Source organism: Providencia rettgeri, from assembly GCF_001874625.1.
Classification (GTDB): Bacteria; Pseudomonadota; Gammaproteobacteria; order Enterobacterales; family Enterobacteriaceae; genus Providencia; species Providencia huashanensis.
The window spans coordinates 1,183,504-1,208,962 of record NZ_CP017671.1 but is presented as its reverse complement, the minus strand read 5'-3'; the positions used below and the strand labels follow the sequence as shown (position 1 = coordinate 1,208,962).

The 25,459-nt window shown below is 41.9% G+C and carries 27 protein-coding genes; 19 read left to right on the top strand and 8 right to left on the bottom strand.

Annotated elements, in window-relative coordinates:
* Positions 1-73: 73 nt before the first annotated feature.
* The 4 genes from RB151_RS05375 to RB151_RS05360 all read right to left on the bottom strand — a co-directional run bounded on the left by RB151_RS05375 (position 74) and on the right by RB151_RS05360 (position 4,117).
* Complete coding sequence (locus RB151_RS05375) at positions 74-574, bottom strand: protein disulfide oxidoreductase (protein WP_042848350.1); 501 nt, start codon at positions 572-574, stop codon at positions 74-76.
* A 278-nt stretch (positions 575-852) separates the two neighbouring features.
* Positions 853-1,584, bottom strand: a complete 732-nt coding sequence (locus RB151_RS05370) for a DsbA family protein (RefSeq protein WP_042848351.1) — start codon at positions 1,582-1,584, stop codon at positions 853-855.
* Positions 1,581-3,659 carry a protein-disulfide reductase DsbD family protein gene (locus tag RB151_RS05365; RefSeq protein ID WP_071547828.1) on the bottom strand — a complete coding sequence of 693 codons (2,079 nt, stop codon included), beginning with the start codon at positions 3,657-3,659 and terminating at the stop codon, positions 1,581-1,583. Before RB151_RS05365 ends, RB151_RS05370 begins: the two co-directional genes overlap by 4 nt.
* A complete protein-coding gene (locus tag RB151_RS05360; protein ID WP_237071514.1) occupies positions 3,647-4,117 on the bottom strand; it encodes a metal resistance protein in 471 nt (156 codons plus the stop codon). The genes RB151_RS05365 and RB151_RS05360 overlap by 13 nt, the downstream gene beginning before the upstream one ends.
* 650 nt (positions 4,118-4,767) lie before the next feature.
* Between RB151_RS05360 and RB151_RS05355 the strand changes: the two genes are divergently transcribed.
* The 4 genes from RB151_RS05355 to RB151_RS05340 all read left to right on the top strand — a co-directional run bounded on the left by RB151_RS05355 (position 4,768) and on the right by RB151_RS05340 (position 7,924).
* Entirely contained in the window at positions 4,768-5,661 is an 894-nt protein-coding gene (locus tag RB151_RS05355; protein WP_042848356.1) for an amino acid ABC transporter substrate-binding protein, read from the top strand.
* Positions 5,662-5,779: 118 nt separating this feature from the next.
* Entirely contained in the window at positions 5,780-6,520 is a 741-nt protein-coding gene (locus tag RB151_RS05350; RefSeq protein WP_042848357.1) for an amino acid ABC transporter permease, read from the top strand.
* Between the two features lies 1 nt (position 6,521).
* Positions 6,522-7,202: a glutamate/aspartate ABC transporter permease GltK gene (gene gltK, locus RB151_RS05345; RefSeq protein WP_042848358.1), complete on the top strand. Its 681-nt coding sequence runs from the start codon at positions 6,522-6,524 to the stop codon at positions 7,200-7,202.
* Positions 7,199-7,924 carry an amino acid ABC transporter ATP-binding protein gene (locus RB151_RS05340; protein WP_042848359.1) on the top strand — a complete coding sequence of 242 codons (726 nt, stop codon included), beginning with the start codon at positions 7,199-7,201 and terminating at the stop codon, positions 7,922-7,924. The genes gltK and RB151_RS05340 overlap by 4 nt, the downstream gene beginning before the upstream one ends.
* A 310-nt stretch (positions 7,925-8,234) precedes the next feature.
* Here the strand turns inward: RB151_RS05340 and RB151_RS05335 are convergent, their stop codons facing one another.
* On the bottom strand, positions 8,235-8,651 hold the full coding sequence (locus RB151_RS05335; protein WP_042848361.1) for a GFA family protein: 417 nt from the start codon (positions 8,649-8,651) through the stop codon (positions 8,235-8,237).
* A 374-nt stretch (positions 8,652-9,025) separates the two neighbouring features.
* Here RB151_RS05335 and leuS point away from each other — a divergent pair, with 374 nt between their 5' ends.
* Genes leuS through nadD form a run of 4 tightly spaced genes read left to right on the top strand, consistent with a single transcriptional unit; the run spans position 9,026 to position 13,877 of the window.
* Entirely contained in the window at positions 9,026-11,608 is a 2,583-nt protein-coding gene (gene leuS / locus RB151_RS05330; protein WP_071547827.1) for a leucine--tRNA ligase, read from the top strand.
* A 31-nt stretch (positions 11,609-11,639) separates the two neighbouring features.
* Positions 11,640-12,179 carry an LPS assembly lipoprotein LptE gene (gene lptE / locus RB151_RS05325; protein WP_042848364.1) on the top strand — a complete coding sequence of 180 codons (540 nt, stop codon included), beginning with the start codon at positions 11,640-11,642 and terminating at the stop codon, positions 12,177-12,179.
* Positions 12,179-13,210 (top strand): DNA polymerase III subunit delta, encoded by a 1,032-nt coding sequence (gene holA, locus RB151_RS05320; RefSeq protein ID WP_071547826.1) that lies wholly within the window; start codon positions 12,179-12,181, stop codon positions 13,208-13,210. The genes lptE and holA overlap by 1 nt, the downstream gene beginning before the upstream one ends.
* Positions 13,203-13,877: a nicotinate-nucleotide adenylyltransferase gene (gene nadD / locus RB151_RS05315; RefSeq protein WP_042848367.1), complete on the top strand. Its 675-nt coding sequence runs from the start codon at positions 13,203-13,205 to the stop codon at positions 13,875-13,877. Before holA ends, nadD begins: the two co-directional genes overlap by 8 nt.
* Here the strand turns inward: nadD and RB151_RS05310 are convergent.
* Positions 13,865-14,536, bottom strand: coding sequence for a YbgA family protein (locus RB151_RS05310; protein ID WP_225832864.1), 672 nt, complete (start codon positions 14,534-14,536; stop codon positions 13,865-13,867). The genes nadD and RB151_RS05310 overlap by 13 nt on opposite strands.
* A 321-nt stretch (positions 14,537-14,857) precedes the next feature.
* On the opposite strand from RB151_RS05310, the gene rsfS reads away from it, so the two are divergent.
* The 9 genes from rsfS (at position 14,858) to lipA (ending at position 23,478) form a co-directional block, all read left to right on the top strand.
* Positions 14,858-15,184: a ribosome silencing factor gene (gene rsfS / locus RB151_RS05305; RefSeq protein WP_080750930.1), complete on the top strand. Its 327-nt coding sequence runs from the start codon at positions 14,858-14,860 to the stop codon at positions 15,182-15,184.
* 2 nt (positions 15,185-15,186) lie between these two features.
* Positions 15,187-15,657 (top strand): 23S rRNA (pseudouridine(1915)-N(3))-methyltransferase RlmH, encoded by a 471-nt coding sequence (rlmH, locus tag RB151_RS05300; RefSeq protein WP_048606343.1) that lies wholly within the window; start codon positions 15,187-15,189, stop codon positions 15,655-15,657.
* 32 nt (positions 15,658-15,689) lie between these two features.
* Positions 15,690-17,579 (top strand): peptidoglycan DD-transpeptidase MrdA, encoded by a 1,890-nt coding sequence (gene mrdA / locus RB151_RS05295; RefSeq protein ID WP_042848372.1) that lies wholly within the window; start codon positions 15,690-15,692, stop codon positions 17,577-17,579.
* A gap of 51 nt (positions 17,580-17,630) precedes the next feature.
* Positions 17,631-18,743 carry a peptidoglycan glycosyltransferase MrdB gene (gene mrdB, locus RB151_RS05290; RefSeq protein WP_042848373.1) on the top strand — a complete coding sequence of 371 codons (1,113 nt, stop codon included), beginning with the start codon at positions 17,631-17,633 and terminating at the stop codon, positions 18,741-18,743.
* 13 nt (positions 18,744-18,756) lie between these two features.
* A complete protein-coding gene (gene rlpA / locus RB151_RS05285; protein WP_048606341.1) occupies positions 18,757-19,728 on the top strand; it encodes an endolytic peptidoglycan transglycosylase RlpA in 972 nt (323 codons plus the stop codon).
* 188 nt (positions 19,729-19,916) lie between these two features.
* Positions 19,917-21,128 (top strand): D-alanyl-D-alanine carboxypeptidase DacA, encoded by a 1,212-nt coding sequence (dacA, locus tag RB151_RS05280; RefSeq protein ID WP_071547825.1) that lies wholly within the window; start codon positions 19,917-19,919, stop codon positions 21,126-21,128.
* Positions 21,129-21,263: 135 nt separating this feature from the next.
* The gene (gene ybeD / locus RB151_RS05275) at positions 21,264-21,527 is read left to right on the top strand and encodes a DUF493 family protein YbeD (RefSeq protein ID WP_042848378.1); all 264 of its coding nucleotides are present in this window, start codon (positions 21,264-21,266) and stop codon (positions 21,525-21,527) included.
* Between the two features lie 297 nt (positions 21,528-21,824).
* On the top strand, positions 21,825-22,388 hold the full coding sequence (lipB, locus tag RB151_RS05270) for a lipoyl(octanoyl) transferase LipB (RefSeq protein WP_336431474.1): 564 nt from the start codon (positions 21,825-21,827) through the stop codon (positions 22,386-22,388).
* 124 nt (positions 22,389-22,512) lie between these two features.
* Positions 22,513-23,478 (top strand): lipoyl synthase, encoded by a 966-nt coding sequence (lipA, locus tag RB151_RS05265; protein WP_042848383.1) that lies wholly within the window; start codon positions 22,513-22,515, stop codon positions 23,476-23,478.
* 156 nt (positions 23,479-23,634) lie between these two features.
* Here the strand turns inward: lipA and cspE are convergent, their stop codons facing one another.
* Positions 23,635-23,844, bottom strand: coding sequence for a transcription antiterminator/RNA stability regulator CspE (cspE, locus tag RB151_RS05260; RefSeq protein ID WP_014657708.1), 210 nt, complete (start codon positions 23,842-23,844; stop codon positions 23,635-23,637).
* Between the two features lie 217 nt (positions 23,845-24,061).
* Positions 24,062-24,520: a methylated-DNA--[protein]-cysteine S-methyltransferase gene (locus RB151_RS05255; protein WP_042848385.1), complete on the bottom strand. Its 459-nt coding sequence runs from the start codon at positions 24,518-24,520 to the stop codon at positions 24,062-24,064.
* A gap of 287 nt (positions 24,521-24,807) precedes the next feature.
* On the opposite strand from RB151_RS05255, the gene nrdH reads away from it, so the two are divergent.
* Together nrdH and nrdI are read left to right on the top strand one after the other, a co-directional pair.
* Positions 24,808-25,035 (top strand): glutaredoxin-like protein NrdH, encoded by a 228-nt coding sequence (gene nrdH / locus RB151_RS05250; protein ID WP_042848387.1) that lies wholly within the window; start codon positions 24,808-24,810, stop codon positions 25,033-25,035.
* 8 nt (positions 25,036-25,043) lie between these two features.
* On the top strand, positions 25,044-25,457 hold the full coding sequence (gene nrdI / locus RB151_RS05245; protein ID WP_042848388.1) for a class Ib ribonucleoside-diphosphate reductase assembly flavoprotein NrdI: 414 nt from the start codon (positions 25,044-25,046) through the stop codon (positions 25,455-25,457).
* The last annotated feature ends 2 nt before the right edge of the window (positions 25,458-25,459 follow it).

Below are 25,459 nucleotides of genomic sequence, written 5' to 3'. Positions count from 1 at the left end.
GTTTACCATAATGATAAATTAAACTTATAGACAGAAAAATCCCCTTTTAACGAGCGAGGGGATCATAAAAATATTAAAATGAGGCTAACCACATACGCATTTTTAAACCATAAGAGCTAGTCCAGCCTGAAGTAAAACTAACTAACTCGCCGTTATCAATTACCATAAACGTCGGTGTTGCACTGACTCCTACCGCATTCGAGAGCTGCCCACTACTGTCATTGATAACAGGGAAGTTTAAATCCTTTTTTTCCATCCCTGAGACTAAGCGAGCCGTTTCACCGGAACGTATGGCAACAGAAATAATCGGCATACCTGATTGATTTAAATCTGAAACTGTTGGCGAAGTTAGATTGCACACACCACACCATGTAGCCCAAAAATAAACCAATATCGGTTTTTCTTTACTTAACTCAGCTAATGAAACCGTTTCACCATTAACTAAAGTATGTTGTTCCAACAATGCAGGGGCTAAAGTTTGTGGTTTACGCCACAAGTCCATTACCGTAAAGGCAACAAACAATATAATGGCTAAAACGATAATTTCTTTAGACCACTTTTTCAGTCTATTCATACGGTTATTAACCTATTTGTTATCAAATAGTACAAATTTAAAGTGTAGCAAAGCAAAGCATTTAATCGAAATTAATGCTTTGTCATTAAGTTAAAATGCTTTCTTTGCTGATTCGCTAATACTTTTCTAAGTCAATCTTAAGCTTAGCTTTATCCCCTAAATAATTCGTGTTGTGGCTAGGCGGCAAGTGAAACTAAGCCCTAGGAGCATACATCAGTATGTGACTAGGGTTAGTATGCCAAGCCAACAACGCCACAGCGCGAAGTATAACAAGGATATTATTTGAGCTTAGCCAACTGCTCTTTCACTATCGCTTCAAACTGCTGCGCATCAATAGCCCCTGGGATCATTTCTTCACCGACTAGTGTCGCTGGTGTCCCATTCACTCCCAGTTTTTCAGCTAACATCATGTTAGTACGAATACCTTCACGGCTTTTTTCGCTCGCTTTCAGTTTATCATTACCCGTCGCTTTCAGGGCTTCTTTGATATTCGCATCAGACAGCATGCCTTGCTTTTGCATAAATTTATGATGTAACGCTTCAAACGCCTTTGGATTCTCTTGCCATAATGTCATCGTTAATTGAGCCGAATCCATTGAAGTCTGGCCTTTAAATGGCAGATATTTGATAACCACAGCAACATCATTTGGATATTTTTTCACGATATCCTCTAGTTGTGGGTCAAAACGTTTACAGAATGGGCAGTTAAAATCAGTAAAGTTGACCAAAACTAGCTTCGCATTTTTATTACCTAAAACTGGGCTAGTTGGGTCATTAAATAATGCCTCTTTTTCCATTTTTAGCGTTTCTTTCATCTGCGCTTGTTGCTTCTCACCCTGTTTGGCTTGCAGTGCGACGATCGCCTCTTCTAAAATCTCAGGGTTTTCTACTAACGTATCTCTGACTAACTTACGAACTTGTGCTTCCTGTTCTGCATTTAGTGGCGCGGCTTGTGCCATTGCACCAAACATAAGTGATGAAAATAGAACAGCTAAAATTGTTTTATTCATTTTGTGGCTCCTTTGGCCTGATTCATAACTGATATTAACGACTCACGGTCAAGTATAGTTGACAGTACTTCGCCTTCGGCCAAGTTAGGGCCATAAATTTGATTAAATGGAACAGCTACCTGCCCACGTTTTTGTAAGAAGGCAGTAATTTCTGGTGATGGTTTCGTCCAATCACCACGTAAAGCGACGACGTCAGGCTCACTAAGAAGCTGCTGAATATCATCTCTCAATAACACATTGTATTTATTCGCCTTACAAGTCACGCACCATTCAGCGGTTACATCAATAAAGACACGTTTATTATCGGCCAGTGCATCTGTAATTGCCTGCTCAGTTAATGGCTGCCAATCTACACTATCCTTTACTAAAGAACGGCTTCCGGTATGTTGCTCTTGCGTCATCCACACAAAACCAATAGCGAAAACAGCAAATAACAACAATGGCAAGAACGCAGCTCGTACCCCTCTTTTTATCGCAATAAAAACCACCAGCAGTACTAAGAAAATTACCGCTATAGCTGTTGATACTGTGACACCAAAATGAGGAATTAATAAGCTAATTAACCACAAGCTGGAGAGGAGCATCATCACCCCAAGCACAGCACGTAATTTTAGCATCCACATGCCAGGTTTTGGTAATAACCTTGATATTACTGGGAAAGCGGCGATTAATAACCAAGGCAAACTCATCCCGACTCCCAGAGCCGTGAAAATCAACCATAACTCTTCCATCGGTGCGGTAAGTGCAAAAGCAACTGCGGTGCCCAAAAATGGTGCAGAGCAAGGGGTCGCTAGCAGAGTTGCAAAAACGCCTTGCCAGAAATGCCCACTGTTTCCATGCCCACCAGCGGTTGCAAGACGAGTGTTAGCCTTACTCCCTAAATTAATTTCAAATAAGCCAAATAAATTAGCAGTAAACAGTGCTGTAACTAGCACCATAAAACCAATAAACCATGGGTTTTGAAACTGAATTCCCCAGCCAACGGCTTGTTGCCCAACACGTAACAGCGTCATGAGTAAAGCAAGTAACCAGAAGGAAACTAAAATTCCTAAGGAAGATAATAAAAATTGGCGACGAATGGTTTTTTGTTCACCTTGAGGCACCATCAATACAGAGCCCAGCTTCATCGCAAGCACAGGAAGAACACATGGCATTAAGTTAAGGATTAACCCACCAACCAAGGCAAATACCACCACTTGCCATAAGGAAATTGCACTTCCAGCGTTACTTCCACCAATAGTTCCTGAAAATGAACCAACTTGGCTATTAATTTGCTGAGAAATATCACCATCACTCACAACAAATGAAACAGTTTTACCGGTTAAATCTGGGGATTCCCCACCCCAATCATCACCAACGTCGATAGTTGCTGTTAAATGCTCCCCTGAGACTTCAATCTCAGGCACCCCTAATGTTGCACCTTCAACAACATCAGTGAAGATATTCGGTTTCCCCCACGAGCTACCTGAATTTTTTTGTAATTCGATAACGAGCTTGTCATGGGCAAAACCAACTTTAGTTTGATCAACTAAACCACTTGTTGGCGGTACTGCCCCTTTCGCTTGGTTAAACGCCCAAGTAAAATCAGCAGGAACAGGCTCAGTTAAATCGAGCTCAAACGGATAATCCGTTAAAATACAAACGTTACTACAAGTCGATAATGTTAATGTCCCAGCCAGTTTATCTAGTTTTTCAGTACTTTTGACTGTAATAGGGAAAACAACATCCCCCATATAGCCTTGAGTTGATACCCCTGCGACATCAAAACGCCCAGGCGTTGGCCATTGCCAATCGGTGGACTCTACAGGTGATGACCACACAATTTCAGGTGCAACGCCCCCCTCTCCCGGTGAGCGCCAATAAGTTTTCCAGCCATCATCAAGTTTCACATCAAGCAAAATATCGATTTTACCCTGTTCTTGGGTAGAACTGAGTAACCTCACTTGTGCATGCCTTGGGGTGTTATCACTCATCCACCCGTTATTCGCTGGTTGCAACCACCCCGTATCCGCAGCATGAATGCTGCTCGAAAAAAGAGCAAATAAAATTAAAAATGAATTAATCAAAAAACGCATTGTTTCCTCCAGAATAAATTACACAAACAGATCCCTATTTGTTGTGTGCTAATTCCGAAGATTACAAAACTGTAAATGTCGTCTGACACGAGGGGGGCATGTTTCTCTTCATTGTTAGCTCTAGATATAAATAGATTAGTGCAAAATAGAGTTAATGCAGCTAAAGAAAGAAACATAAAGAAGAATGGTTCAATAACAGCAGGCAACAATGTCATTAATGACTTCGCGCTAAGTTCACAACTGGAAAGTTGAGTACTACTGTTATCACTCTGTTCTATTTGAGGTTGTTCGACATAGCTAAAGCTATACCCGGTAGGGTCTTGCGCCTGTACTAACACATTAGGCACAAAAAAATTGGCGAACAGACGCTCTCCGACAGCACGTTGGTTCATACAAACCAACACCATCAGACAGGCGAGTATCACTAATCCTTTACCTAATTTCAAATGCCTGTTCATGCGTATCTCGGTATATCTTCCTGAAATAACACCAATTATATGGTTTACACGCTAGTAGCAATGATAAAAACCATGCTTTGATTAATACCATTACACCATCTATAAGTTAAATAGAGGTTACATCTTACACAGCAAAACATTCCGTACAAGTATCATCATCTAACTTTACAAAAAAACATTCCTTTTTAGCTCAATGAAAATCTAAACACATCTAAAAGTAGGCACAAAAATTGCTTTATTTTAATCATCGAGTGAAAACGAAATGATTTGCACTCTAACGGTGCATGATTGTCGGATTTAAACAAATTTTAGCCGCTGTTTATCATGTTAGTGCAGCAATTCAAGAAATCGCCAAATAATATGCGAGACAGCTCCCGAAATTGAAACAATTTGTTTTCATTAATTAACAAATTTAATTACTTTTTAACAATAATAAAACATATAGCGGATAATCGCGGCATTGTCTAAATCAGCAAAATATCCGCAAACACAACACAACAAAGCCAAAGTCATTCAAGGGGTATCTAACGGAAGAACAACAGTTTAGCTAACAGCAGCTTTAACCGCAATTAGCCCAACTGACGCTCGCCCGTCAAGATAGCGTTTGAAATACGATGGGTTTACACCGATGGTCTAAAGGAGCTGTAATTATGCGTATAAGTAAGCTTGTATTATCAATGATGATTTTAGGTGCAACCTGCGCTGTTCAAGCAGAAGAGCTAAACGGTACTCTGAAAAAAATCAAAGACAACGGTGTAATTGTTGTTGGTCACCGTGAATCCTCTGTCCCATTTTCCTACTATGATAATAGCCAAAAAGTCGTTGGTTACTCACAAGATTATTCCAACGAAATTGTCGATGCAGTAAAGAAAAAACTCAATATGCCTGATTTACAGGTCAAACTGATCCCGATTACTTCACAAAATCGTATTCCATTACTGCAAAATGGCACATTTGATTTCGAGTGTGGCTCAACCACCAATAACTTAGAGAGACAAAAACAAGCTGCATTCTCTAACACTATCTTCGTGGTCGGCACACGCTTGTTAACCAAAGGCGATTCAGGTGTGAAAGATTTCGCAGATTTAGCTGGGAAAAACGTCGTGGTTACCTCTGGTACCACCTCTGAAATTCTACTCAATCAGTTAAATGACGAAAAAAATATGAAGATGCGCATTATTAGCGCCAAAGACCACGGTGATTCATTCCGTACCTTAGAATCCGGTCGTGCAGTTGCCTTTATGATGGATGATGCGCTGTTAGCGGGTGAGCGTGCTAAAGCTAAAAAACCTGAAATATGGGAGATAGTCGGTACACCGCAAACTGAAGAGGCCTATGGCTGCATGTTACGTAAAGATGACCCTCAGTTTAAAGCTCTCGTTGATGAAACTATCGCCAATGCACAAACATCAGGCGTCGCAGAGAAGTCCTTTGAGCGTTGGTTCAACCAGCCAATTCCACCCAAAAATCTCAACCTGAAATTTACGTTATCCGATGAAATGAAAGCCCTATTTAAAGCACCGAATGACAAAGCATTAAACTAATAAAAAGACAAACAGGGTATTACTGTGAAGTAGATAGTGGCAAGGCGGTCGTTCCCCGCCTTGCATACTTATCGATAACAGTATTCGGGGATCTAATTGCCCACAGGAAGTCAACATTATGTCTATTGATTGGAATTGGGGGATTTTCCTTCAGGAAGCCCCGTTTGGGAATACCACCTATCTAGGGTGGTTAATATCTGGCCTTGAAGTCACCGTTACACTTTCTATTTGTGCATGGATTATCGCATTCTTAGTCGGCTCAATTTTTGGTATTCTACGTACCGTACCTAATCGTTACTTAGCCTTTATTGGCACTGCCTATGTTGAGTTATTCCGTAATGTACCATTGATTGTGCAATTCTTTACATGGTATTTGGTGATCCCTGAGCTGCTGCCTCGCTCCATTGGGGATTGGTTTAAAATGGAGTTAGACCCTAACTACCAATTTTTTATTTCTTCAATGTTATGCCTTGGGTTATTCACAGCCGCACGGATGACCGAACAAGTTCGAGCCGCTATTCAATCGCTCCCTCGCGGGCAGAAAAGCGCAGCTCTGGCGATGGGGCTAACTCTCCCACAAACATATCGTTACGTTTTATTGCCGAATGCTTACCGAGTAATATTGCCGCCAATGACCTCAGAAATGTTGAATTTGGTCAAAAACTCAGCAATCGCATCAACAATCGGCTTAGTTGATATGGCTGCACAAGCGGGGAAACTACTGGATTATTCTGCTCATGCATGGGAATCATTTACAGCCATAACATTAGCTTATGTTGGTATTAACGTCATCATTATGATTTTAATGTCGCTACTCGAACGAAAAGTTCGTTTACCTGGCACTATTGGAGGGCGATAAGATGCTTTACGAATTTGACTGGAGCTCAATTGCACCGAGTATCCCTTTCTTAATTGATGGCTTTATTGTCACCGCTAAAATTACACTTACCGCCATTGTCGTCGGGATTTTATGGGGAACAGTCTTAGCTGTTATGCGGCTATCGCCTTTCAAGCCTATCAGTTGGTTTGCTGCCTTATATGTTAATACCTTTCGTTCTATCCCGTTAGTCATGGTTTTATTGTGGTTTTATTTGATTGTGCCTAGCTTATTACAAAATGTTCTAGGCTTATCACCAAAAAATGATATTCGTTTAATTTCAGCAATGATAGCCTTCTCCCTTTTTGAAGCGGCCTACTATTCAGAGATTATTCGTGCGGGTATACAGAGTATTTCCCGAGGTCAGGCATCAGCAGCATTAGCACTTGGTATGACAAATATGCAAACCATGAGGCTAGTTGTATTACCACAGGCTTTCAAAGCAATGGTACCATTGCTACTAACTCAAGGTATTGTCTTATTTCAGGACTCCTCATTGGTATACGTCCTAAGTTTGACGGACTTCTTCCGGACAGCCACTAACATTGGCGAACGGGATGGCACACAGGTGGAAATGGTACTATTCGCAGGTCTGGTGTACTTTATAATCAGTTTTGGCGCTTCCATGTTAGTGAATTATCTTAAGAAAAGGACTGTTTCATGATTACCCTGAAAAATGTATCTAAATGGTATGGCCAATTTCAGGTGCTTACAGACTGCACAACTGAAGTCAAAAAAGGCGAAGTCGTGGTAGTGTGTGGGCCATCTGGCTCTGGTAAATCCACATTAATAAAAACAGTGAATGGCTTAGAACCTATTCAGCAGGGTGAAATTTTTGTGAATGATATTCAAGTTAATAGCAAAAAAACTGACCTTGCAAAGTTGCGTTCTAAGGTGGGAATGGTGTTCCAGCACTTCGAGCTATTTCCGCATCTATCAATTATAGAAAACCTAACATTGGCACAAGTCAAAGTATTAAACCGAGATAAAAAAGCCGCTGAAGCTAAAGGGTTGAAACTCTTAGAACGAGTTGGCTTAACAAGCCATGCGAACAAATTCCCTGCTCAATTATCAGGGGGACAGCAACAACGTGTCGCCATTGCCCGCGCACTTTGTATGGACCCTATTGCAATGTTATTTGATGAACCAACATCTGCTCTTGACCCTGAAATGATCAACGAAGTACTTGATGTCATGGTTGAATTAGCTCATGAAGGGATGACCATGATGGTGGTTACCCATGAAATGGGCTTCGCCAAAAAAGTAGCAAACCGCGTGATCTTTATGGATGAAGGGAAAATTGTTGAGGACAGTAAAAAAGAAGACTTTTTCGCTAACCCACAATCTGAACGTGCTAAAGATTTCCTTGCGAAAATACTTCATTAATTCATCTCAATAATATATCTAAACAACGTGGCAGGGCTCCCTTGGAGTCGCTGTCACGTAATCTTCCATAATTTATCGTCTAACCGCATTTTTCTTAACAACCATGAAAATCAACCGACAAAATATTTCCATCTTATAGATTACTCACCCCGACGAATTAGACTGTACTCACTGCGATTTCACCACGTTATTTACACAAGAATTATGTACACAAGAATTGTTGTGTCGAGGGTTATAATAAAGCGCTATACCGTTGCACCAAAAAACGCTCATGAAACCGCACTATTTTGGTATAAAGCGCTTTAGCTCGTCATTCTTCTTTAGTCATTTTTTTAAATATTAACTGCCCCATTACGCCACCGCCACCATCATTTGGGTGGTTAACACCATCCATTACATTCACAGATGCAAAATCAAATGGTGAGACACCTTCTAAACAGGCAGCATTTACCCCGTATTCCTCTGGGTTTGATCGCCGTTGATGAAAGGTATAAATACCGCACACCGAACAAAAAAAATGAACAGCTTGATGAGTATTAAAACGATATTCTGTTAACTTATCTTTTCCTTCCAAAAGTTTAATCCCTGATAATGGTGCAGAAACAGCGACAGCCCCTCTCATCGCACAGAAAGAACAATTGCAGCGCCTAGCCGTATTTAACCCATCGGTTAATTTCACTGTAAACTTTATTGCCCCACAGTGGCATTGAGCTTTAATCGCGTTCATTTGTTTCCCCTTTTATCGGTATCACCTCTAATTTACGTTCAATGAGTTCATCTTATTTAAGGAATTCATGCTTTTTCATTCGGGACAATAAAGACAATGCTCTTTCTATAGAAATAAACAACAACTTGCTGAATTCAAAATAGTTCAAGAAACCACTACCATTTAGCTGTTTTTTTAGTTAAGTTGTTTGGTTATCGGCATAAAATATGCTGATCCCGTTCCCCGAAAAGCAATATTCAGCTTCCCCCCGCAGGTTCAGCTAATCAACTATTGTTGTTTTCGGTACAGATCCGCTATGCTATGCGGATCTAAATAAAGATAGACATCCACGCTACAGATGTAGCATTTATATTCACCATAGGATTATCGGTGCCATGCAAGAACAATATCGTCCAGAAGATATAGAGCCTAAAGTACAGCGTCACTGGGATGAAAAAGAAACTTTCAAAGTGACAGAAGACAACAGCAAAGAAAAATACTACTGCCTGTCCATGCTACCTTACCCTTCTGGTCGACTACACATGGGCCACGTACGTAACTACACCATCGGTGACGTTATTTCTCGTTACCAACGCATGTTAGGGAAAAATGTACTCCAACCAATCGGTTGGGATGCGTTTGGCCTACCTGCTGAAGGTGCTGCGGTTAAAAACAACACAGCTCCTGCACCTTGGACATACGCCAATATCGATTACATGAAAGGCCAGCTAAAAATGCTGGGCTTTGGTTACGACTGGAACCGTGAAGTCACAACCTGTACCCCTGAGTATTACCGTTGGGAACAGTGGTTCTTCACTAAATTATATGAAAAAGGTTTAGTGTATAAAAAAACCTCAGCGGTTAACTGGTGCCCACACGATTTAACTGTACTCGCCAATGAGCAAGTTGTTGATGGTTGCTGCTGGCGTTGTGATACCCCAGTTGAACGCAAAGAAATCCCACAATGGTTTATTAAAATCACAGATTACGCAGAAGAACTGCTCAATGACCTCGATAAACTCGAAGATTGGCCAGAGCAAGTTAAAACGATGCAACGTAACTGGATCGGCCGCTCAGAAGGGACTGAAATCACCTTTAATGTAGCCGAACGTGATGAAAAATTAACCGTTTATACTACCCGCCCAGACACTTTTATGGGGGCGACTTACGTGGCTGTTGCCGCAGGTCACCCTTTAGCTAAAGAGGCAGCGACTAACAACCCTGAATTAGCTCAATTTATTGATGAGTGCCGTAATACCAAAACCGCAGAAGCGGATATGGCAACCATGGATAAAAAAGGGATGGCAACAGGGTTATTCGTTGTGCATCCATTAACCCAAGAAAAACTGCCAATTTGGGTCGCTAACTTTGTTTTAATGGAATACGGTACGGGTGCTGTCATGGCAGTTCCTGCTCACGACCAACGTGACTGGGAGTTTGCACACAAATACAACTTACCTATCAAAGCCGTTATTGCTGATGCAGAAGGCAACGAGCCTGATTTATCGCTAGAAGCTATGACGGATAAAGGTTCTCTGATTAATTCAGGTGAATTTAGCGGGTTAGATCACGAAGCTGGTTTCAATGCGATATCAGACAAACTGGTTGCTCTTGGCGCAGGTCAACGTAAAGTAAATTATCGTTTACGTGACTGGGGAGTTTCACGTCAACGTTATTGGGGTGCACCTATCCCAATGGCAACATTAGAAGATGGCACAGTCGTTCCAATTCCTGAAGATCAACTGCCAGTAATTTTACCTGAAGATGTCGTAATGAATGGTATTACTAGCCCGATTAAAGCCGACCCTGAGTGGGCTAAAATCACGATTAATGGTCAGCCAGCCCTGCGTGAAACAGATACCTTCGATACTTTCATGGAATCATCTTGGTATTACGCTCGGTATACATGCCCACAACACAATGAGGGTATGTTAGACCCAACTGCGGCTAACTATTGGTTACCGGTTGATCAGTACATTGGTGGTATCGAACACGCTATCATGCACTTAATGTATTTCCGTTTCTTCCATAAATTAATGCGTGATGCAGGCTTAGTAAACTCCGATGAGCCAGCTAAACGTCTGCTGTGCCAAGGCATGGTATTAGCTGATGCATTCTACTACACCGGGAGTGACGGCCAGCGCGTTTGGGTTTCTCCAACAGAAGCGATTGTTGAACGTGACGATAAGAACCGTATTATTAAAGCTGTAGACGCAGAAGGCCATGAACTGGTTTATACCGGTATGAGCAAGATGTCTAAGTCGAAAAACAACGGTATTGACCCACAATTAATGGTCGAAAAATACGGTGCCGATACCGTTCGTCTGTTTATGATGTTCGCCGCACCACCTGAATTAACCCTTGAATGGCAAGAATCTAGCGTAGAAGGTGCGAACCGCTTTGTTCGCCGTGTTTGGCGTTTAGTACACGAACACTCACAAAAAGGGGCAACCTTACCTTTAGATATCAGCACGTTAACGCCAGAGCAAAAAGACTTACGTCGCGACCTGCACAAAACGATTGCTAAAGTTACCGACGATGTTGGCCGCCGCTATGCATTCAACACTGCTATTGCTGCTGTGATGGAGTTCATGAACAAACTCGTTCGTGCCCCACAAGAGAGCGAACAGGACCGTGCGTTAGTTCAAGAATCTCTAGAAGCAATTACGTTAATGTTGTCACCGATTATCCCACATGCTTGCTTCGAAATGTGGCAAGCGCTTGGGCATAATGAAGATATTGATTTTGCTTCTTGGCCAGTTGCTGATGAGCAAGCGATGATTGATGACACCAAGCTGGTTGTTGTTCAAGTTAATGGTAAAGTCCGTGGTCGCATAACAGTTCCTGCTGATGCAAACCAAGAGTTTGTACTGGATATGGCACAAAAAGAGTCTAGCGTAGCAAAATACCTTGAAGGTGTTAGCATCCGCAAAGTAATCTATGTTCCAGGCAAATTGCTAAACCTTGTTGTAGGTTAATAGTTAGGTTGATGGCTGATAAGGAGGCCAGGTGCGTTATCTGATAACTTTATTTTTGAGCCTGGCGGTGCTAGTCACCGCAGGCTGCGGTTTTCGCCTTCAAGGAACCACCCAAATTCCTGAAGAACTGAAAACGTTGCAGCTGAGTTCAAGTGACCCATATGGCTATCCTACAAGGGCACTTAGGGAGCAGTTACGGCTGAATAACGTAACAATCCTTGAAACAGGCAACGCAAGTGTCCCTATTTTGAAAGTCCTCGGTTCCAATGAAAACACGGAAACCGTTTCGATTTATCAAGATGGTAAAGCAGCAGAAAAGCAACTTACACTTGTTATGAATGCGCAAGTGTTGATGCCTGATGGCGCTATTTACCCGCTACAAAGTCGTGTTGAGCGTACTTTCTTTGACAACCCTTTAGAAGCACTTGCGAAAGATGCAGAAAAAGAAATTGTTAGGCAAGAAATGCAGGAGCAAGCTGCACGTAACTTAGTTCGTAAGTTACTGCTTGTCCACTCAGCCGAACTTGAAAAAGCAAAAAACCAAGCGGCTGATACGAACACGCAACCATAATGACGCGTATTTACCCTGAACAGCTGGCCTCTTCGTTACAAGAAACGCTAAGAGGCCGCTATTTGATTTGGGGCAATGAGCCCCTTCTACTTCAAGAAAGTCAAGATGCCATCCGCAAAGCTGCCCAACAACAAGGCTTTGAGGAACATTTTGTGTATTCTCTTGAGCAGAACACTGACTGGGATGAAATTTTTAGCCAATGTCAGGCGCTAAGCTTATTCGCTAGTCGTCAAACTCTGACGCTGTTATTACCTGAAAATGGCCCCAACGCAGCAATGGCGGAAAAATTAAGCCAGTTGTCGCAGTTACTTCACCCAGATCTACTCCTTGTACTACGTGGACATAAACTAACAAAAACCCAAGAAAACAGCGGGTGGTTTAAAGCCCTCAGTAAAGAGGCGGTGTATGTCAGTTGCCTGACGCCTGAATACCAACGGCTCCCTCAGTGGGTATCGAAACGCGCGTACAGTATGCGCTTATCTTTAGAAGCCGAAGCCAACCAACTGCTCTGTTATTGCTACGAAGGTAATTTACTAGGTTTGGCGCAAGCCCTTGAACGCCTGTCATTACTGTACCCTGATGGCAAACTCACCTACCCCCGAGTTGAAAATGCAGTTAATGATTCTGCCCATTTTACACCGTACCATTGGGTCGACGCGTTACTTGCAGGTAAATCACGGCGTTCATGGCATATTTTAGAACAACTTCAACATGAAGATGTTGAACCCGTCATTTTGTTACGTTCAATACAACGTGAATTAATACTGCTTATTACGTTAAAACGCCAATCAGTCACAACACCATTGAAAACGTTATTTGACCAACACAAAGTTTGGCAAAACCGCCGTGGAATGATCTCTGAAGCACTACAGCGTTTAACGTTGCATCAATTACAATCTGCACTAATGTTATTAACACAAGCTGAAATCCATATTAAACAAGATTTTAGTCACTCAGCATGGCCTGACCTACAATCACTATCTATGTTATTATGTGGTAAAGCATTTGCAGAGAATTTTATTCATGACTGACCATTTTTCGCCTAAAGATAAACACAATCACCTTCAAGCGTTATTTGGTGGGACATTTGACCCGATCCACTTCGGTCATTTACGCCCTGTTCAGGTTCTAGCTCAACAAGTTGGGTTAGAAAAAATTATTTTATTACCCAATCATGTCCCGCCACACCGTCCGCAACCAGAGGCTACCCCATTACAGCGTTTGGAAATGGTAAAATTAGCGGTTAAAAATAACCCGTTATTTGCCATCGACACTCGTGAGCTAGAAAAAGATAGCCCTTCATATACGATAGAAACACTTTCTCAACTACGCCAAGAAATGGGACCAACCCAACCCCTTGCGTTTATCATTGGGCAAGATTCCTTGTTATCTATTAATACATGGTACGAATGGGAGAAAATTCTTGATAATTGCCACTTATTAGTTTGTGCCCGCCCAGGATATGCTACGCAATTTACCGACCCCAAAATGCAAGCTTGGCTGGCACAACATCAAGCCACAACACCCTCGCAACTAAGCCAATCTGCCAATGGTTATATTTTTATTGGTGACACCCCTCTTATCAATATTTCTGCCACAGAAATACGTGAAAAACTAAATGCAGGGGACACCTGTAGCGAGCTTATCCCTGAAACCGTTCTTCAATATATTTACCAACAGCACCTTTACCAACGATAAGGAAGTTCTCTTATGGGGATGCAATTAGGGTAAGGTTCAAAAAAATATTGTTCACTCAAATAGTTATCAGGGTATTGCACCAATAATTGGCGCATCATTGCTAACGGCTGGCTTATTGGTAAATTCCCTTCTCGATAATCATTGATCAACCATAACAACCGTTTTTTTTCATCTGAGGTTGCTTTACGTTTAAAATATCCTTGCATATGGCTAAGCGCATTTACTTGAATATTTCTAGCTGGAAGGGACGAAAATATTTCCATTAGCCCTGCTTTGTAGTGGTTAAAAAAACCGTGGAGATCGCTTCCCTTACGAATACTTGCCACTAAGCGGCCAGTTAATTGATACCCCACAGGAGAATATGCCATTATCAAATATTTATGGCGGCTATGAAATTGGATGATTTCAGCCTGTGTTAGGTGTTGGCATAAGTTATTAAGCCTTTGCAAAACATACAGTTTCGTTAAGAAACTATCCCAGTAGTCGACATCATGCCATTGCTCGTCAGTGATCACCGCAATACTCGCTGGAAATAACCCAGCCAATTGAAGCCTATCTTGCGCAGCGCAAATAATGCCATCTACGCGGTTGTGGGCTGAATTGACAACATCAGCCGTTAGGTATTCCACAATAGGCTCTACCCATGGTTGAATTTTCATGGGGAGATGACTAACCCCTTCAAATACGAAAATATTTGGCTTCATTATTTGCACAATATCCATCTCACTCTAAAATATTTGCTAGGGTGCGAATTTGTTGAGTTATTTTGTAAAGTTAACACAAACCTCTTGCTCAAGTGAGCAGATATCCCTATAAATTTCACTCCATAATGAATAAAAAAGAATTTAGCCGATTTTTCTTAAAATCTAGGGTAAAATGGCTTCGCTGAGAATGATTTTGATTCATTAGCTATCAGCAAACGCTTTATCTACAAACTACAAACAGTGTTTAATGTAATATTCTGTTTATTTGAATGAAAGGTGAACCTTTTGCAAGGAACTGAACTCCAACAATTTATTATCGATCAGCTTGATGATGCCAAAGCAGAAGACATTATCACTATCGATGTTCAAGGGAAATCAAGTATTACCGATCAGATGATCATCTGTACAGGGACATCAAGCCGCCATCTGATGTCTGTCGCTGACCGGTTAATAGATGCCTGCCGTAAAAATGGTTTAATGCCATTAGGTGTTGAAGGGCAAGGCATTTCTGATTGGATCGTAGTAGACCTAGGTGATGCTATTGTGCATATTATGCAAGACGAAAGCCGCCGCATGTACGAATTAGAAAAACTCTGGAGCTGAGTTTGAAATTACAACTCATCGCCGTTGGAACAAAAATGCCGGACTGGGTCCAGACCGGCTTTATGGATTACCTCCACCGTTTCCCTAAAGATATGCCGTTTGAATTAACGGAGATACCCGCTGGGAAACGCGGGAAAAACGCAGATATAAAACGCATTTTAGAAAAAGAAGGCGAGTTAATGCTCGCAGCCGTGGGTAAAGGAAACCGTATTGTCACCTTGGATATTCCAGGAGATCGCTGGGATACTCCCAAACTGGCCATTCAATTGGATAAGTGGAAACAAGATGGCCGTAATGTCAGCTTATTGATCGGTGGTCCCGAAGGGCTAGCTCCCGCTTGTAAGGCGGCGGCTGAGCAAAGTTGGTCATTATCACCACTTACGCTTCCTCACCCACTAGTTCGTGTCCTTGTTGCCGAAAGTCTTTATCGCGCATGGAGTATTACGACTAATCACCCTTATCATAGGGAATAGTTTGGTTTGAATAAGTTCAAAATGGCAATGGGATGAAAACACAACGCACCCCTTTTCGCGACCACACCGCAGAATCTGTTTTGTTTATCCGCCGAGCGCTTATTGCTTTCGGCGTGATTGTCATTTTAACCTCGATCCTCGTGACCAATTTGTACCATTTACAAATTGTTCGCCATGAGGATTACCAAACTCGCTCTAATGATAACCGAATCAAATTGGTGCCCATTGCACCAAGCCGTGGCATTATCTACGATCGGCAAGGAACACAGCTCGCCCTAAATAGCACTTTTTATCAGTTAGAAATCGTGCCAGAGAAAGTCGATAACCTACAAGAAACCTTAGACAAACTTCGTGATATCGTTGATTTAACCGATGAGGATATTGCTAATTTTGAAAAAGAACGTAAGCGCTCACGTCGTTTTACCTCTATCGCCTTAAAAACACAATTAAATGAAGTTCAAGTGGCTCGCTTTGCCGTAAACCAATACCACTTCCCCGGTTTAGAAGTTAAAAGTTATCAACGTCGCTCCTATCCATATGGTTCTGCATTGACCCATGTCATCGGCTACGTCGCTAAAATTAATGATAAAGACATCGAGCGCCTTGATAAAGACGGGTTATTACCCAACTATGCGGCTAGCCATGATATTGGTAAATTAGGCATCGAGCGTTATTATGAAAGTGTATTACACGGTAAAACAGGCTATGAAGAAGTCGAAGTTAACAGCCGAGGGCGGGTTATTCGCCAGCTTCATGAACAACCGCCTCAAGCTGGCCGGGATATCTATTTAACGATTGATCTCGAGTTACAAATCTATATTGAAAAATTATTAACCACTAGCCGTGCTGCTGTCGTAGTGACAGACCCACGCAACGGGGAAATACTGGCGCTGGTTTCTAACCCAAGCTATGACTCAAACCTGTTCGTCAACGGTATCTCAAACAAAGATTACCAAGCGTTACTGAATAACCCTGATAGGCCGTTGATTAACCGAACAACCCAAGGGCTTTACCCCCCAGCCTCAACCGTAAAACCCTTTATTTCTGTTGCCGCATTGAGTGAAAAAGTCATCACGCCCAACACCACAATATTTGACCCCGGTTGGTGGCAACTCCCCGGCTCAGAAAAACGCTACCGAGATTGGAAACGCTGGGGCCATGGTAAGCTGAATGTGATGAAATCTATTATTGAGTCTGCAGATACCTTCTTCTACCAAGTTGCCTATGATATGGGTATTGACCGTCTCTCTGTATGGATGACCCGCTTTGGCTTTGGCGAGTACACTGGGATCGACCTTGCCGAAGAGCGTTCAGGCATTATGCCTACTCGTGAGTGGAAACAAAAACGTTATAAGAAACCTTGGTACCAAGGGGATACTATTCCAGTCGGGATCGGCCAAGGCTATTGGACTGCTACCCCAATTCAAATGTCAAAGGCCTTAATGACCTTAATCAATGACGGTCAGGTCAAAACGCCTCACTTACTTTATGGCACCAAACTTGGTAATGCCATGGTGCCTTATGAAGATAAAGAAACCACTCAAATTGGGGACATTCATTCGGGTTATTGGGAACTCGCTAAACAGGGGATGTATGGCGTAGCCAATGCACCTAATGGTACAGGTCGTCGTAGTTTTATCGGTACCCCTTATAAAGCTGCCGCGAAGTCTGGAACGGCTCAAGTCTTTAGTTATGAAACCTATAATGCAAGTAAACTCGCCGAGCACTTGCGTGACCATAAATTGATGATTGCTTATGCGCCTTATGATAAGCCAACTATCGCTGTCACTATTATTTTAGAAAATGGCGGCGCAGGTCCTTCTGTAGGGGATATAGTGCGGCAAATATTTGACCATGTTCTTCTTGGTGATAACCGTACAGAAATTGCCACCTCACCAACTAGCGCTGGGGAGGACCGCTGATGTCCCGTTCAAGCTATCAGCTTCAACCAAATACAGTGAGCTATAAAAAAGATGACAGACGATAAGAAAAAAATTTCATTATCAACACGTCTGCACATAGATGTGCCTATGCTATTAATTATCATGGCATTGCTTGCCTATAGCGCGTTTATTATGTGGAGCGCTAGTGGTCAAGACCCTGAAATGATGGAGCGAAAGCTAGGGCAAATAGCTTCTGGCTTTATTGTAATGATCGTTATGGCTCAAATTCCCCCTCGAATGTATGAAAATTGGGCTCCACATCTGTTTATCTTTTGTGTCATTTTATTAGTTTTTGTCGATGTGTTTGGGCAAATCAGTAAAGGGGCCCAACGTTGGCTAGACCTCGGTTTTATTCGTTTCCAACCTTCAGAAATTGCAAAGATAGCGGTGCCACTTATGGTTGCCCGCTTTATGAATCGTGATTTGTGTCCCCCTTCATTTAAAAATACACTGATTGCACTCGTCCTCATTTTTGTACCGACATTATTAGTGGCTGCACAGCCTGACCTTGGAACATCAATCCTTGTGGCGGCTTCGGGGTTATTTGTCTTATTTCTTGCTGGGATGAGTTGGCGGCTGATTGCTATTGCTGCTATCGCCCTAGCGGCCTTCATTCCATTGCTGTGGTTCTTCTTGATGCATGGCTACCAACGGGCTCGTGTCATGATGTTATTGGACCCAGAAACTGACCCATTAGGTGCGGGCTACCATATTATTCAATCAAAAATTGCGATTGGTTCTGGTGGGTTAATGGGGAAAGGTTGGCTGCACGGTACACAATCACAACTTGAATTTTTACCTGAAAGGCACACTGACTTTATTTTTGCTGTATTAGCCGAAGAACTTGGCTTAGTCGGTGTTCTTATCCTTCTTGGCTTATATATTTTGCTGATTATCCGCGGGCTCTATATTGCCGCCAGCGCACAAAATACCTTTGGTCGAGTGATGGTTGGTGGTTTGATCTTAATCCTTTTTGTATATGTGTTTGTGAATATCGGCATGGTCAGTGGTATATTACCTGTCGTTGGCGTTCCCCTCCCCTTAGTGAGTTATGGCGGTTCTGCCTTAATTGTTTTAATGGCTGGATTCGGTATTATCATGTCGATACATACACACCGAAGATTCCTTTCAAAAAGTTTATAAAATGAGGCTTAGTATGCGTTTACAATGGATAATGCTTGGTGTCACTGCCGCGCTACTTAGTGGCTGTGTTACAGAAGAGGTTAAGCAACCCGCCCAAGTGCCAACCAATGTGCCCACTCAAGATGTATTAGGTGCTGAACCTCATTATGAGCCATATCACCCAACAGCAAATAGTGATTACTCACGTAATGGCCAGCAATACCAAATCGTACGTGACCCGGCACAATTTAGCCAAGTTGGCTACGCTTCAATTTATGGTGCTGAATCAACAGGCAATATGACTGCCATTGGTGAACGAGTTAACCCCGTAGAATTAACCGCAGCACACCCGACTTTGCCAATCCCTAGTTATGTGCGTATTACCAATATGATGAATGGCCGCATGATGGTGGTTCGAGTCAACGACCGTGGCCCTTATATGCAAGGTAAAAGCATTGCTATTTCTCGGGCTGCGGCTGACCGCTTAAATTTATTACCAACCACTAAGATTAAAATAGACGCTATCCAAGTCGCCCAAGACGGTACACTTTCTGGTACCGGTACTGTCGGCTCTAATTTTGTTAAGCAGAGCTATGCACTACCTGGGCGCCCACAGCTAGGTTCAGGCCCTATGGGAACGCCTGTGATGGAAAACTTACCAACGCCAGAAAATGCGTTGCCTGTCCAACAGCCCAAAGAACCTATGCAACCAGTGATGCCAGATATGAGCTTACAAACCCCTACGCCAGAGCCACAACCCGCGGCCGAAGAAGCGGTGCCTGAGCGTGGCTTTTTAGTCCAAGCGGGTGCAATTAGCAGCCAACCGAACGCACAAAAAATGCTGGATGAACTAAAAACACAATTTAATGTTCCTGGGCGTTTACAACCCTACAATGGTATCTACCGGGTTCAATTAGGGCCGTTTAGTACTCGACAACAAGCTGTTGAAGTACAGGGCCGTCTACAATCAGAAAAAAACCAAACTTCGATGGTAGTCGCACCTTAAATCTGAATACATACCAAACATTTTAGGTCTCTCAACATTGTGATGATGTTGATGGGGCCTAAAGTATGACTGTATCAAACTGACAAAAATAATTGGTGGAGCGCAAAAGTGGCTTTTTTCTTGCCCTATTCTTTTGCTAAACTGCGCCTCCTTGTGTTAACCGAATTTCGGATGTAAATGGTAAAACCATGAATAATGTCGCTCCATCACGCATCGTGCGTTATACAGTGCTGGGTTCTGCTCTGCTTCTTTTGACTGCCAGTATTGCAAATGCCAATGACAGCTTTCCAAATACTTCAATTCCCGCAGCACCAGCCATAGATGCTGAAGCCTATATACTCATTGATTATAATTCAGGAAAAGTCCTCGCTGAAAGTAATGCGGATCAGCGTCGTGACCCAGCCAGTTTAACCAAGATGATGACCAGTTATGTTATTGGTCAGGCGATTAAATCAGGTAAAATTGGTGCAAATGACATAGTCACCGTGGGTAATGATGCATGGGCAACCGGTAACCCTGTGTTTAAAGGCTCATCCTTGATGTTCTTAAAACCAGGAGATCGAATCAGCGTTTCTCAACTGACTCGTGGGATTAACCTGCAATCAGGTAACGATGCTTGTGTTGCAATGGCTGATTATATCGCTGGAGATCAAACCAATTTTGTTCAATTAATGAATGGATATGTGAATAAATTAGGTTTGAAAAACACCCATTTTGAAACTGTTCATGGCTTAGATGCAGAAGGCCAGTATAGCTCCGCACGTGATATGGCGCTTATTGGTCAAGCTTTAGTACGTGATGTACCAGAAGAATATGCCATTTACAAAGAAAAAGAATTTACCTTTAACAACATCCGCCAAATTAACCGTAACGGTTTGTTGTGGGATAAGAGCCTTGCTGTTGATGGGATCAAAACAGGTCACACAAATGCCGCAGGTTTCAACCTTGTTGCATCCGCAACAGATGGTGATATGCGTTTAATTTCCGTTGTGATGGGTGGGAAAAGCAGCAAAGGACGTGATGCTGAAAGTAAAAAATTACTCACTTATGGTTTCCGTTTCTATGAAACAGTTAAACCATTACAAGCTAACGTTGATTTTGCGAGTGTTCCTGTTTGGTTTGGTGATGAAAATGAAGTGAAATTAGGTGTAGTGGATGACCTATACTTAACGATACCTCGGGGACGGTTAAAAGATTTAAAAGCCAGCTATGAACTGTCAACGACAGAATTACAAGCGCCTTTGACCAAAGGTCAGCAAGTCGGTACGATCAGCTTCCAGCTCGATGGAAAAACTATAGAACAACACCCTTTAGCCGTTCTAAAAGATGTTGAAGAAGGTGGCTTTTTCAGCCGATTAATTGACTATATCAAACTATTATTTCACCGTTGGTTTGGCTAGGGCTTGAAACAAAAATAAATCACCCCCATATAGTAAGCATCGAAATGTTTGTTGGATGAATACTTTTGATTGGCTGGTTTAATACCAGCCAATCTTTTTCAACCAGCGACACAATTTAAAAAATTAGGAGTGCCCATGAAAACGAAATTAGGTGAACTGCTTGAGTTCCCATGTCCATTAACTTACAAAGTGATGGGCTTGGCACAGCCTGAGTTGGTTGATCAAGTGATTGAAGTTGTTCAGCGTCATGCGCCCGGTGATTACTCTCCCGATGTGAAACCAAGTAGCAAAGGCAACTATCACTCAGTTTCTATTACTATTAATGCAACACATATCGAACAGGTTGAAACCTTGTATAGCGAATTAGGCGCATTAGAATTAGTTAAAGTTGTGCTTTAATCAACGAGTAAATAAAAAACCAAATAGTGAAGTGACCCCCAATAGCTGGACAACCAATTACTGGGGGTTTTTTATGCCAAAATACAGCCGAGATTTAAAAATTATCATTGCTAACCATTAATTCTGTATCTACTCACTTATATACAACAAGCTAATACCTTGACAACTTGATGTGTAACAAACATAGGCGTTATACTGACCTAACGATAATGACAACGTGGACGCTTAATTTTGTCAGACAGAAGTATAATCATCCGCCAACTTGGCCTCGCGCCTTACCAACCCGTTTCTGATGCGATGCACCAATTTACGCAATGCCGTACGCCTGAAACCTGCGACGAAATTTGGCTCGTTGAACACCCCCGAGTATTTACTCAAGGCCAAGCTGGTAAAGCCGAGCACGTACTTGCTCCTGGCGATATCCCAGTCATTCAAAGTGATCGGGGGGGCCAAGTTACCTACCATGGCCCCGGCCAGCAAGTCATGTATGTTATGCTAGACTTAAAACGCAATAAACTTGGCGTGCGTGAGTTAGTCACCGCACTAGAAAACACGGTTGTGAATACCCTCGCCCATTTTCATATCGAAGCTTACCCTCGCCCCGATGCGCCCGGTGTATATGTTAACGGGGACAAAATTTGTTCTCTTGGTTTACGCATTAGGCAAGGCTGTTCTTTCCATGGGCTTGCTTTAAATATCGATATGGACCTTGAGCCATTTAACCGTATAAACCCTTGTGGTTACAGTGAATTAAAGATGACTCAGATTAGTGATCTTGCTCCCAAAGTGTCATTATCTGATGTTCAGCCTGTGCTAATCCGTCAATTCTGTGACACACTAGGATTTCATATTGTTCAATAATAATGCTATAATTTTTTAACATTTTTAAACTATTTTTTAATGAATGGGTTACGGCTTTCCATTCGGTTTTATTTAGAATTAAAAATTATCCATCAGCATAAAAGATAACTGGAACCGTCATATTATGAGTAAACCAATTCAGATAGAACGCGGAATTAAATATCGTGACGCCGACAAAATGGCGCTGATCCCTGTCAAAAACGTTGTGACTGAACGAGAAGAAATTCTACGTAAACCTGACTGGATGAAAATTAGGCTTCCCGCTGACTCAACTCGTATTCAAGGCATTAAAGCCGCTATGCGTAAAAATGGTCTACATTCGGTATGTGAAGAAGCCTCCTGCCCAAACCTTTCCGAGTGCTTTAACCATGGTACAGCAACCTTTATGATCTTAGGTGCTATCTGTACTCGACGTTGCCCATTCTGTGATGTTGCCCACGGTCGTCCAAACGCGCCAGATGCCAATGAGCCAGAAAAATTAGCGCAAACAATCAAAGATATGGCATTACGGTATGTCGTTATTACTTCTGTGGACCGAGACGACCTACGTGATGGTGGCGCACAGCACTTTGCGGATTGTATTCGTGCTATTCGCGAAAAAAACCCTTCAATTAAAATTGAAACATTAGTCCCTGACTTTCGTGGGCGTATGGATCGCGCACTAGAAATCCTGACCGCAACGCCACCAGATGTCTTTAACCATAATCTTGAAAACGTACCACGCGTTTATCGCCAAGTTCGCCCAGGCGCGAATTATGAATGGTCATTAAAATTACTCGAAAAATTTAAAGAAGCGCACCCTGATATCCCAACTAAATCAGGGCTAATGGTTGGGTTAGGCGAAACGAACGCCGAAATTATTGAAGTTATGCGTGATTTACGCCGTCATGGCGTAACAATGCTAACGCTTGGTCAATACTTGCAACCGAGTCGCCATCATCTGCCTGTAAAACGCTATGTTAGCCCAGCAGAGTTTGACGAAATGAAAGAAGAGGCAATGGCAATGGGCTTCACCCACGCAGCTTGTGGGCCTTTTGTACGCTCGTCTTACCATGCAGACTTACAAGCTAAAGGTGAAGAGGTCAAATAACCCCTAGCTTTTTGGTACGCTACATTATTTCTATAAAGCCGGATTCAACCTATTTGTTTAAATCCGGCTCTTGTCTTTTACTACTTAATAAAAAACTCGCCCCAGTTAACCAGAGCGAGTTTATAGCTGTTAGTTTCTAATTGTTAATTATTAAAATTACAGAGAGACAACGTTAACAGCAGATGGGCCTTTAGCACCTTCAGTGATTTCAAATTCGACTTTCTGGCCTTCCGCTAAGGTTTTGAAACCTTCGCTTGCAATCGCAGAAAAGTGCACAAATACATCTTTGCTACCATCTTCTGGAGTGATAAAACCAAAACCTTTAGACTCGTTGAACCACTTAACGTTACCTTTAACTTTAGACATCAAATTATTACCTTTAAAATAAAATAGACACACCATCTGTATCAGGCTCAGTACATCAGATATCTAAGTTACTTGTCTACAACCTAGATCACGAAAATTGACTAAAAAAGTAAAAATATATTATTTATCGGTATTATCTGTGCAAATTCCACCCATAATTCTTACAAATAGCAATTATTACAACTAATAGTATTAGCTATAGTGAATTATTTAGATATTACTTCTCATGCAATAGTAACCAACCTTTAATATCTAGGCCGCCAGTATAACCGACTAGCTTTCCATCATGCCCTAATACACGATGACAAGGTACAATTAAAGAAATGGGGTTACGTGAATTAGCCATTCCAACAGCACGACAGTAATTTACAGAACCTAACTTTAAAGCCAAATCCTTATAACTCCATCGCTCACCATAAGGTATCCCACATAAATGCTTCCAAACTTTCTTTTGAAACTCAGTTCCCTGAGGATTTAAAGCAACCGTAAAAACTTTTCTTTTATGACTAAAATATTCTTTTAACTCTTTCACGCAAAGTTTGGAGTGTTCATTCTTAATTTCTTTTTCTGTTTTTTCTTCAACAAAGTACAGGCTCGTTATTCCGTCATCATCAGCCGTAATATGGATCCACGGTTTAGGAAACTTTTCCGGTGTTTCTAAATATTGATGGTACATAGTATCTCCTTAAAAGGAATCAATTACCTGATTGTATATACAGTTATAGAGTAAATTATTTCCGCTTTGCAATAATCTTTTTTCTTAGTGTCACCAACTGAATCACTAAATCCACTTATTTTTTATTTTCAATGTTAATAACAACCTAGCAAATAATTAGAATAATTATCATTCAACTTTTCATATCCACTACATATTGTGTGGTTGATAAATAACTCACCCATATATAGTATTTACTTATTAATCTTGTTGGCTATGACACGTTAAAAAATCAAAAGGTAAATAATATGACTGAGATTACCATTTATAGTAAGCCTAATTGCGTTCAATGTAATGCAACATACCAAGCGCTAGATCGCAAACAAATTTCCTATCAGGTAATTGACCTCACTCAAGATGACCAAGCCCTTGAGCTAGTTAAAAAATTAGGCTATCAACAAGTCCCAGTAGTCATTGCTGGGGACAAACATTGGTCTGGGTTTCGTCCAGATATGATTAGCTTATTAGCGGCCTAGAGGTTCTTATGGCAACGGAAGCGCTTATCTATTTTTCCAGTCGTTCTGGAAATTGCCATCGCTTTGTTAAAAAGTTAGGCCTTCCAGCAACACGGCTCCCCATTGGTCGCCAAGAAAACAGCCTAATTGCAACAAAACCTTATGTTTTGTTACTGCCTACTTATGGTGGTGGAGGCTTAAAGGGTGCCGTCCCAAAAGAAGTGATCCAATTTCTAAATATTGAAGCCAATCGCTCACTTATCCGTGGAGTGATCGCTGCGGGTAACACCAACTTTGGCGATGCCTATGCCATTGCTGGGGATATTGTCGCGCAAAAGTGCCGTATTCCTTACCTTTACCGTTTTGAGCTTCTTGGCACAGAAAAAGATGTTCAATCCGTTAAGCAAGGCCTTCAAATATTTTGGCAGCGTACTGACAACTAGAG

Coding starts and splice junctions, on each gene's coding strand:
- RB151_RS05375 (WP_042848350.1), bottom strand. CDS start 574: ATGAATAGACTGAAAAAGTGGTCTAAAGAAATTATCGTTTTAGCCATT.
- RB151_RS05370 (WP_042848351.1), bottom strand. CDS start 1,584: ATGAATAAAACAATTTTAGCTGTTCTATTTTCATCACTTATGTTTGGT.
- RB151_RS05365 (WP_071547828.1), bottom strand. CDS start 3,659: ATGCGTTTTTTGATTAATTCATTTTTAATTTTATTTGCTCTTTTTTCG.
- RB151_RS05360 (WP_237071514.1), bottom strand. CDS start 4,117: ATGAACAGGCATTTGAAATTAGGTAAAGGATTAGTGATACTCGCCTGT.
- RB151_RS05355 (WP_042848356.1), top strand. CDS start 4,768: ATGCGTATAAGTAAGCTTGTATTATCAATGATGATTTTAGGTGCAACC.
- RB151_RS05350 (WP_042848357.1), top strand. CDS start 5,780: ATGTCTATTGATTGGAATTGGGGGATTTTCCTTCAGGAAGCCCCGTTT.
- gltK (WP_042848358.1), top strand. CDS start 6,522: ATGCTTTACGAATTTGACTGGAGCTCAATTGCACCGAGTATCCCTTTC.
- RB151_RS05340 (WP_042848359.1), top strand. CDS start 7,199: ATGATTACCCTGAAAAATGTATCTAAATGGTATGGCCAATTTCAGGTG.
- RB151_RS05335 (WP_042848361.1), bottom strand. CDS start 8,651: ATGAACGCGATTAAAGCTCAATGCCACTGTGGGGCAATAAAGTTTACA.
- leuS (WP_071547827.1), top strand. CDS start 9,026: ATGCAAGAACAATATCGTCCAGAAGATATAGAGCCTAAAGTACAGCGT.
- holA (WP_071547826.1), top strand. CDS start 12,179: ATGACGCGTATTTACCCTGAACAGCTGGCCTCTTCGTTACAAGAAACG.
- nadD (WP_042848367.1), top strand. CDS start 13,203: ATGACTGACCATTTTTCGCCTAAAGATAAACACAATCACCTTCAAGCG.
- RB151_RS05310 (WP_225832864.1), bottom strand. CDS start 14,536: ATGAAAATTCAACCATGGGTAGAGCCTATTGTGGAATACCTAACGGCT.
- mrdA (WP_042848372.1), top strand. CDS start 15,690: ATGAAAACACAACGCACCCCTTTTCGCGACCACACCGCAGAATCTGTT.
- mrdB (WP_042848373.1), top strand. CDS start 17,631: ATGACAGACGATAAGAAAAAAATTTCATTATCAACACGTCTGCACATA.
- rlpA (WP_048606341.1), top strand. CDS start 18,757: ATGCGTTTACAATGGATAATGCTTGGTGTCACTGCCGCGCTACTTAGT.
- dacA (WP_071547825.1), top strand. CDS start 19,917: ATGAATAATGTCGCTCCATCACGCATCGTGCGTTATACAGTGCTGGGT.
- ybeD (WP_042848378.1), top strand. CDS start 21,264: ATGAAAACGAAATTAGGTGAACTGCTTGAGTTCCCATGTCCATTAACT.
- lipB (WP_336431474.1), top strand. CDS start 21,825: ATGCACCAATTTACGCAATGCCGTACGCCTGAAACCTGCGACGAAATT.
- lipA (WP_042848383.1), top strand. CDS start 22,513: ATGAGTAAACCAATTCAGATAGAACGCGGAATTAAATATCGTGACGCC.
- cspE (WP_014657708.1), bottom strand. CDS start 23,844: ATGTCTAAAGTTAAAGGTAACGTTAAGTGGTTCAACGAGTCTAAAGGT.
- RB151_RS05255 (WP_042848385.1), bottom strand. CDS start 24,520: ATGTACCATCAATATTTAGAAACACCGGAAAAGTTTCCTAAACCGTGG.
- nrdH (WP_042848387.1), top strand. CDS start 24,808: ATGACTGAGATTACCATTTATAGTAAGCCTAATTGCGTTCAATGTAAT.
- nrdI (WP_042848388.1), top strand. CDS start 25,044: ATGGCAACGGAAGCGCTTATCTATTTTTCCAGTCGTTCTGGAAATTGC.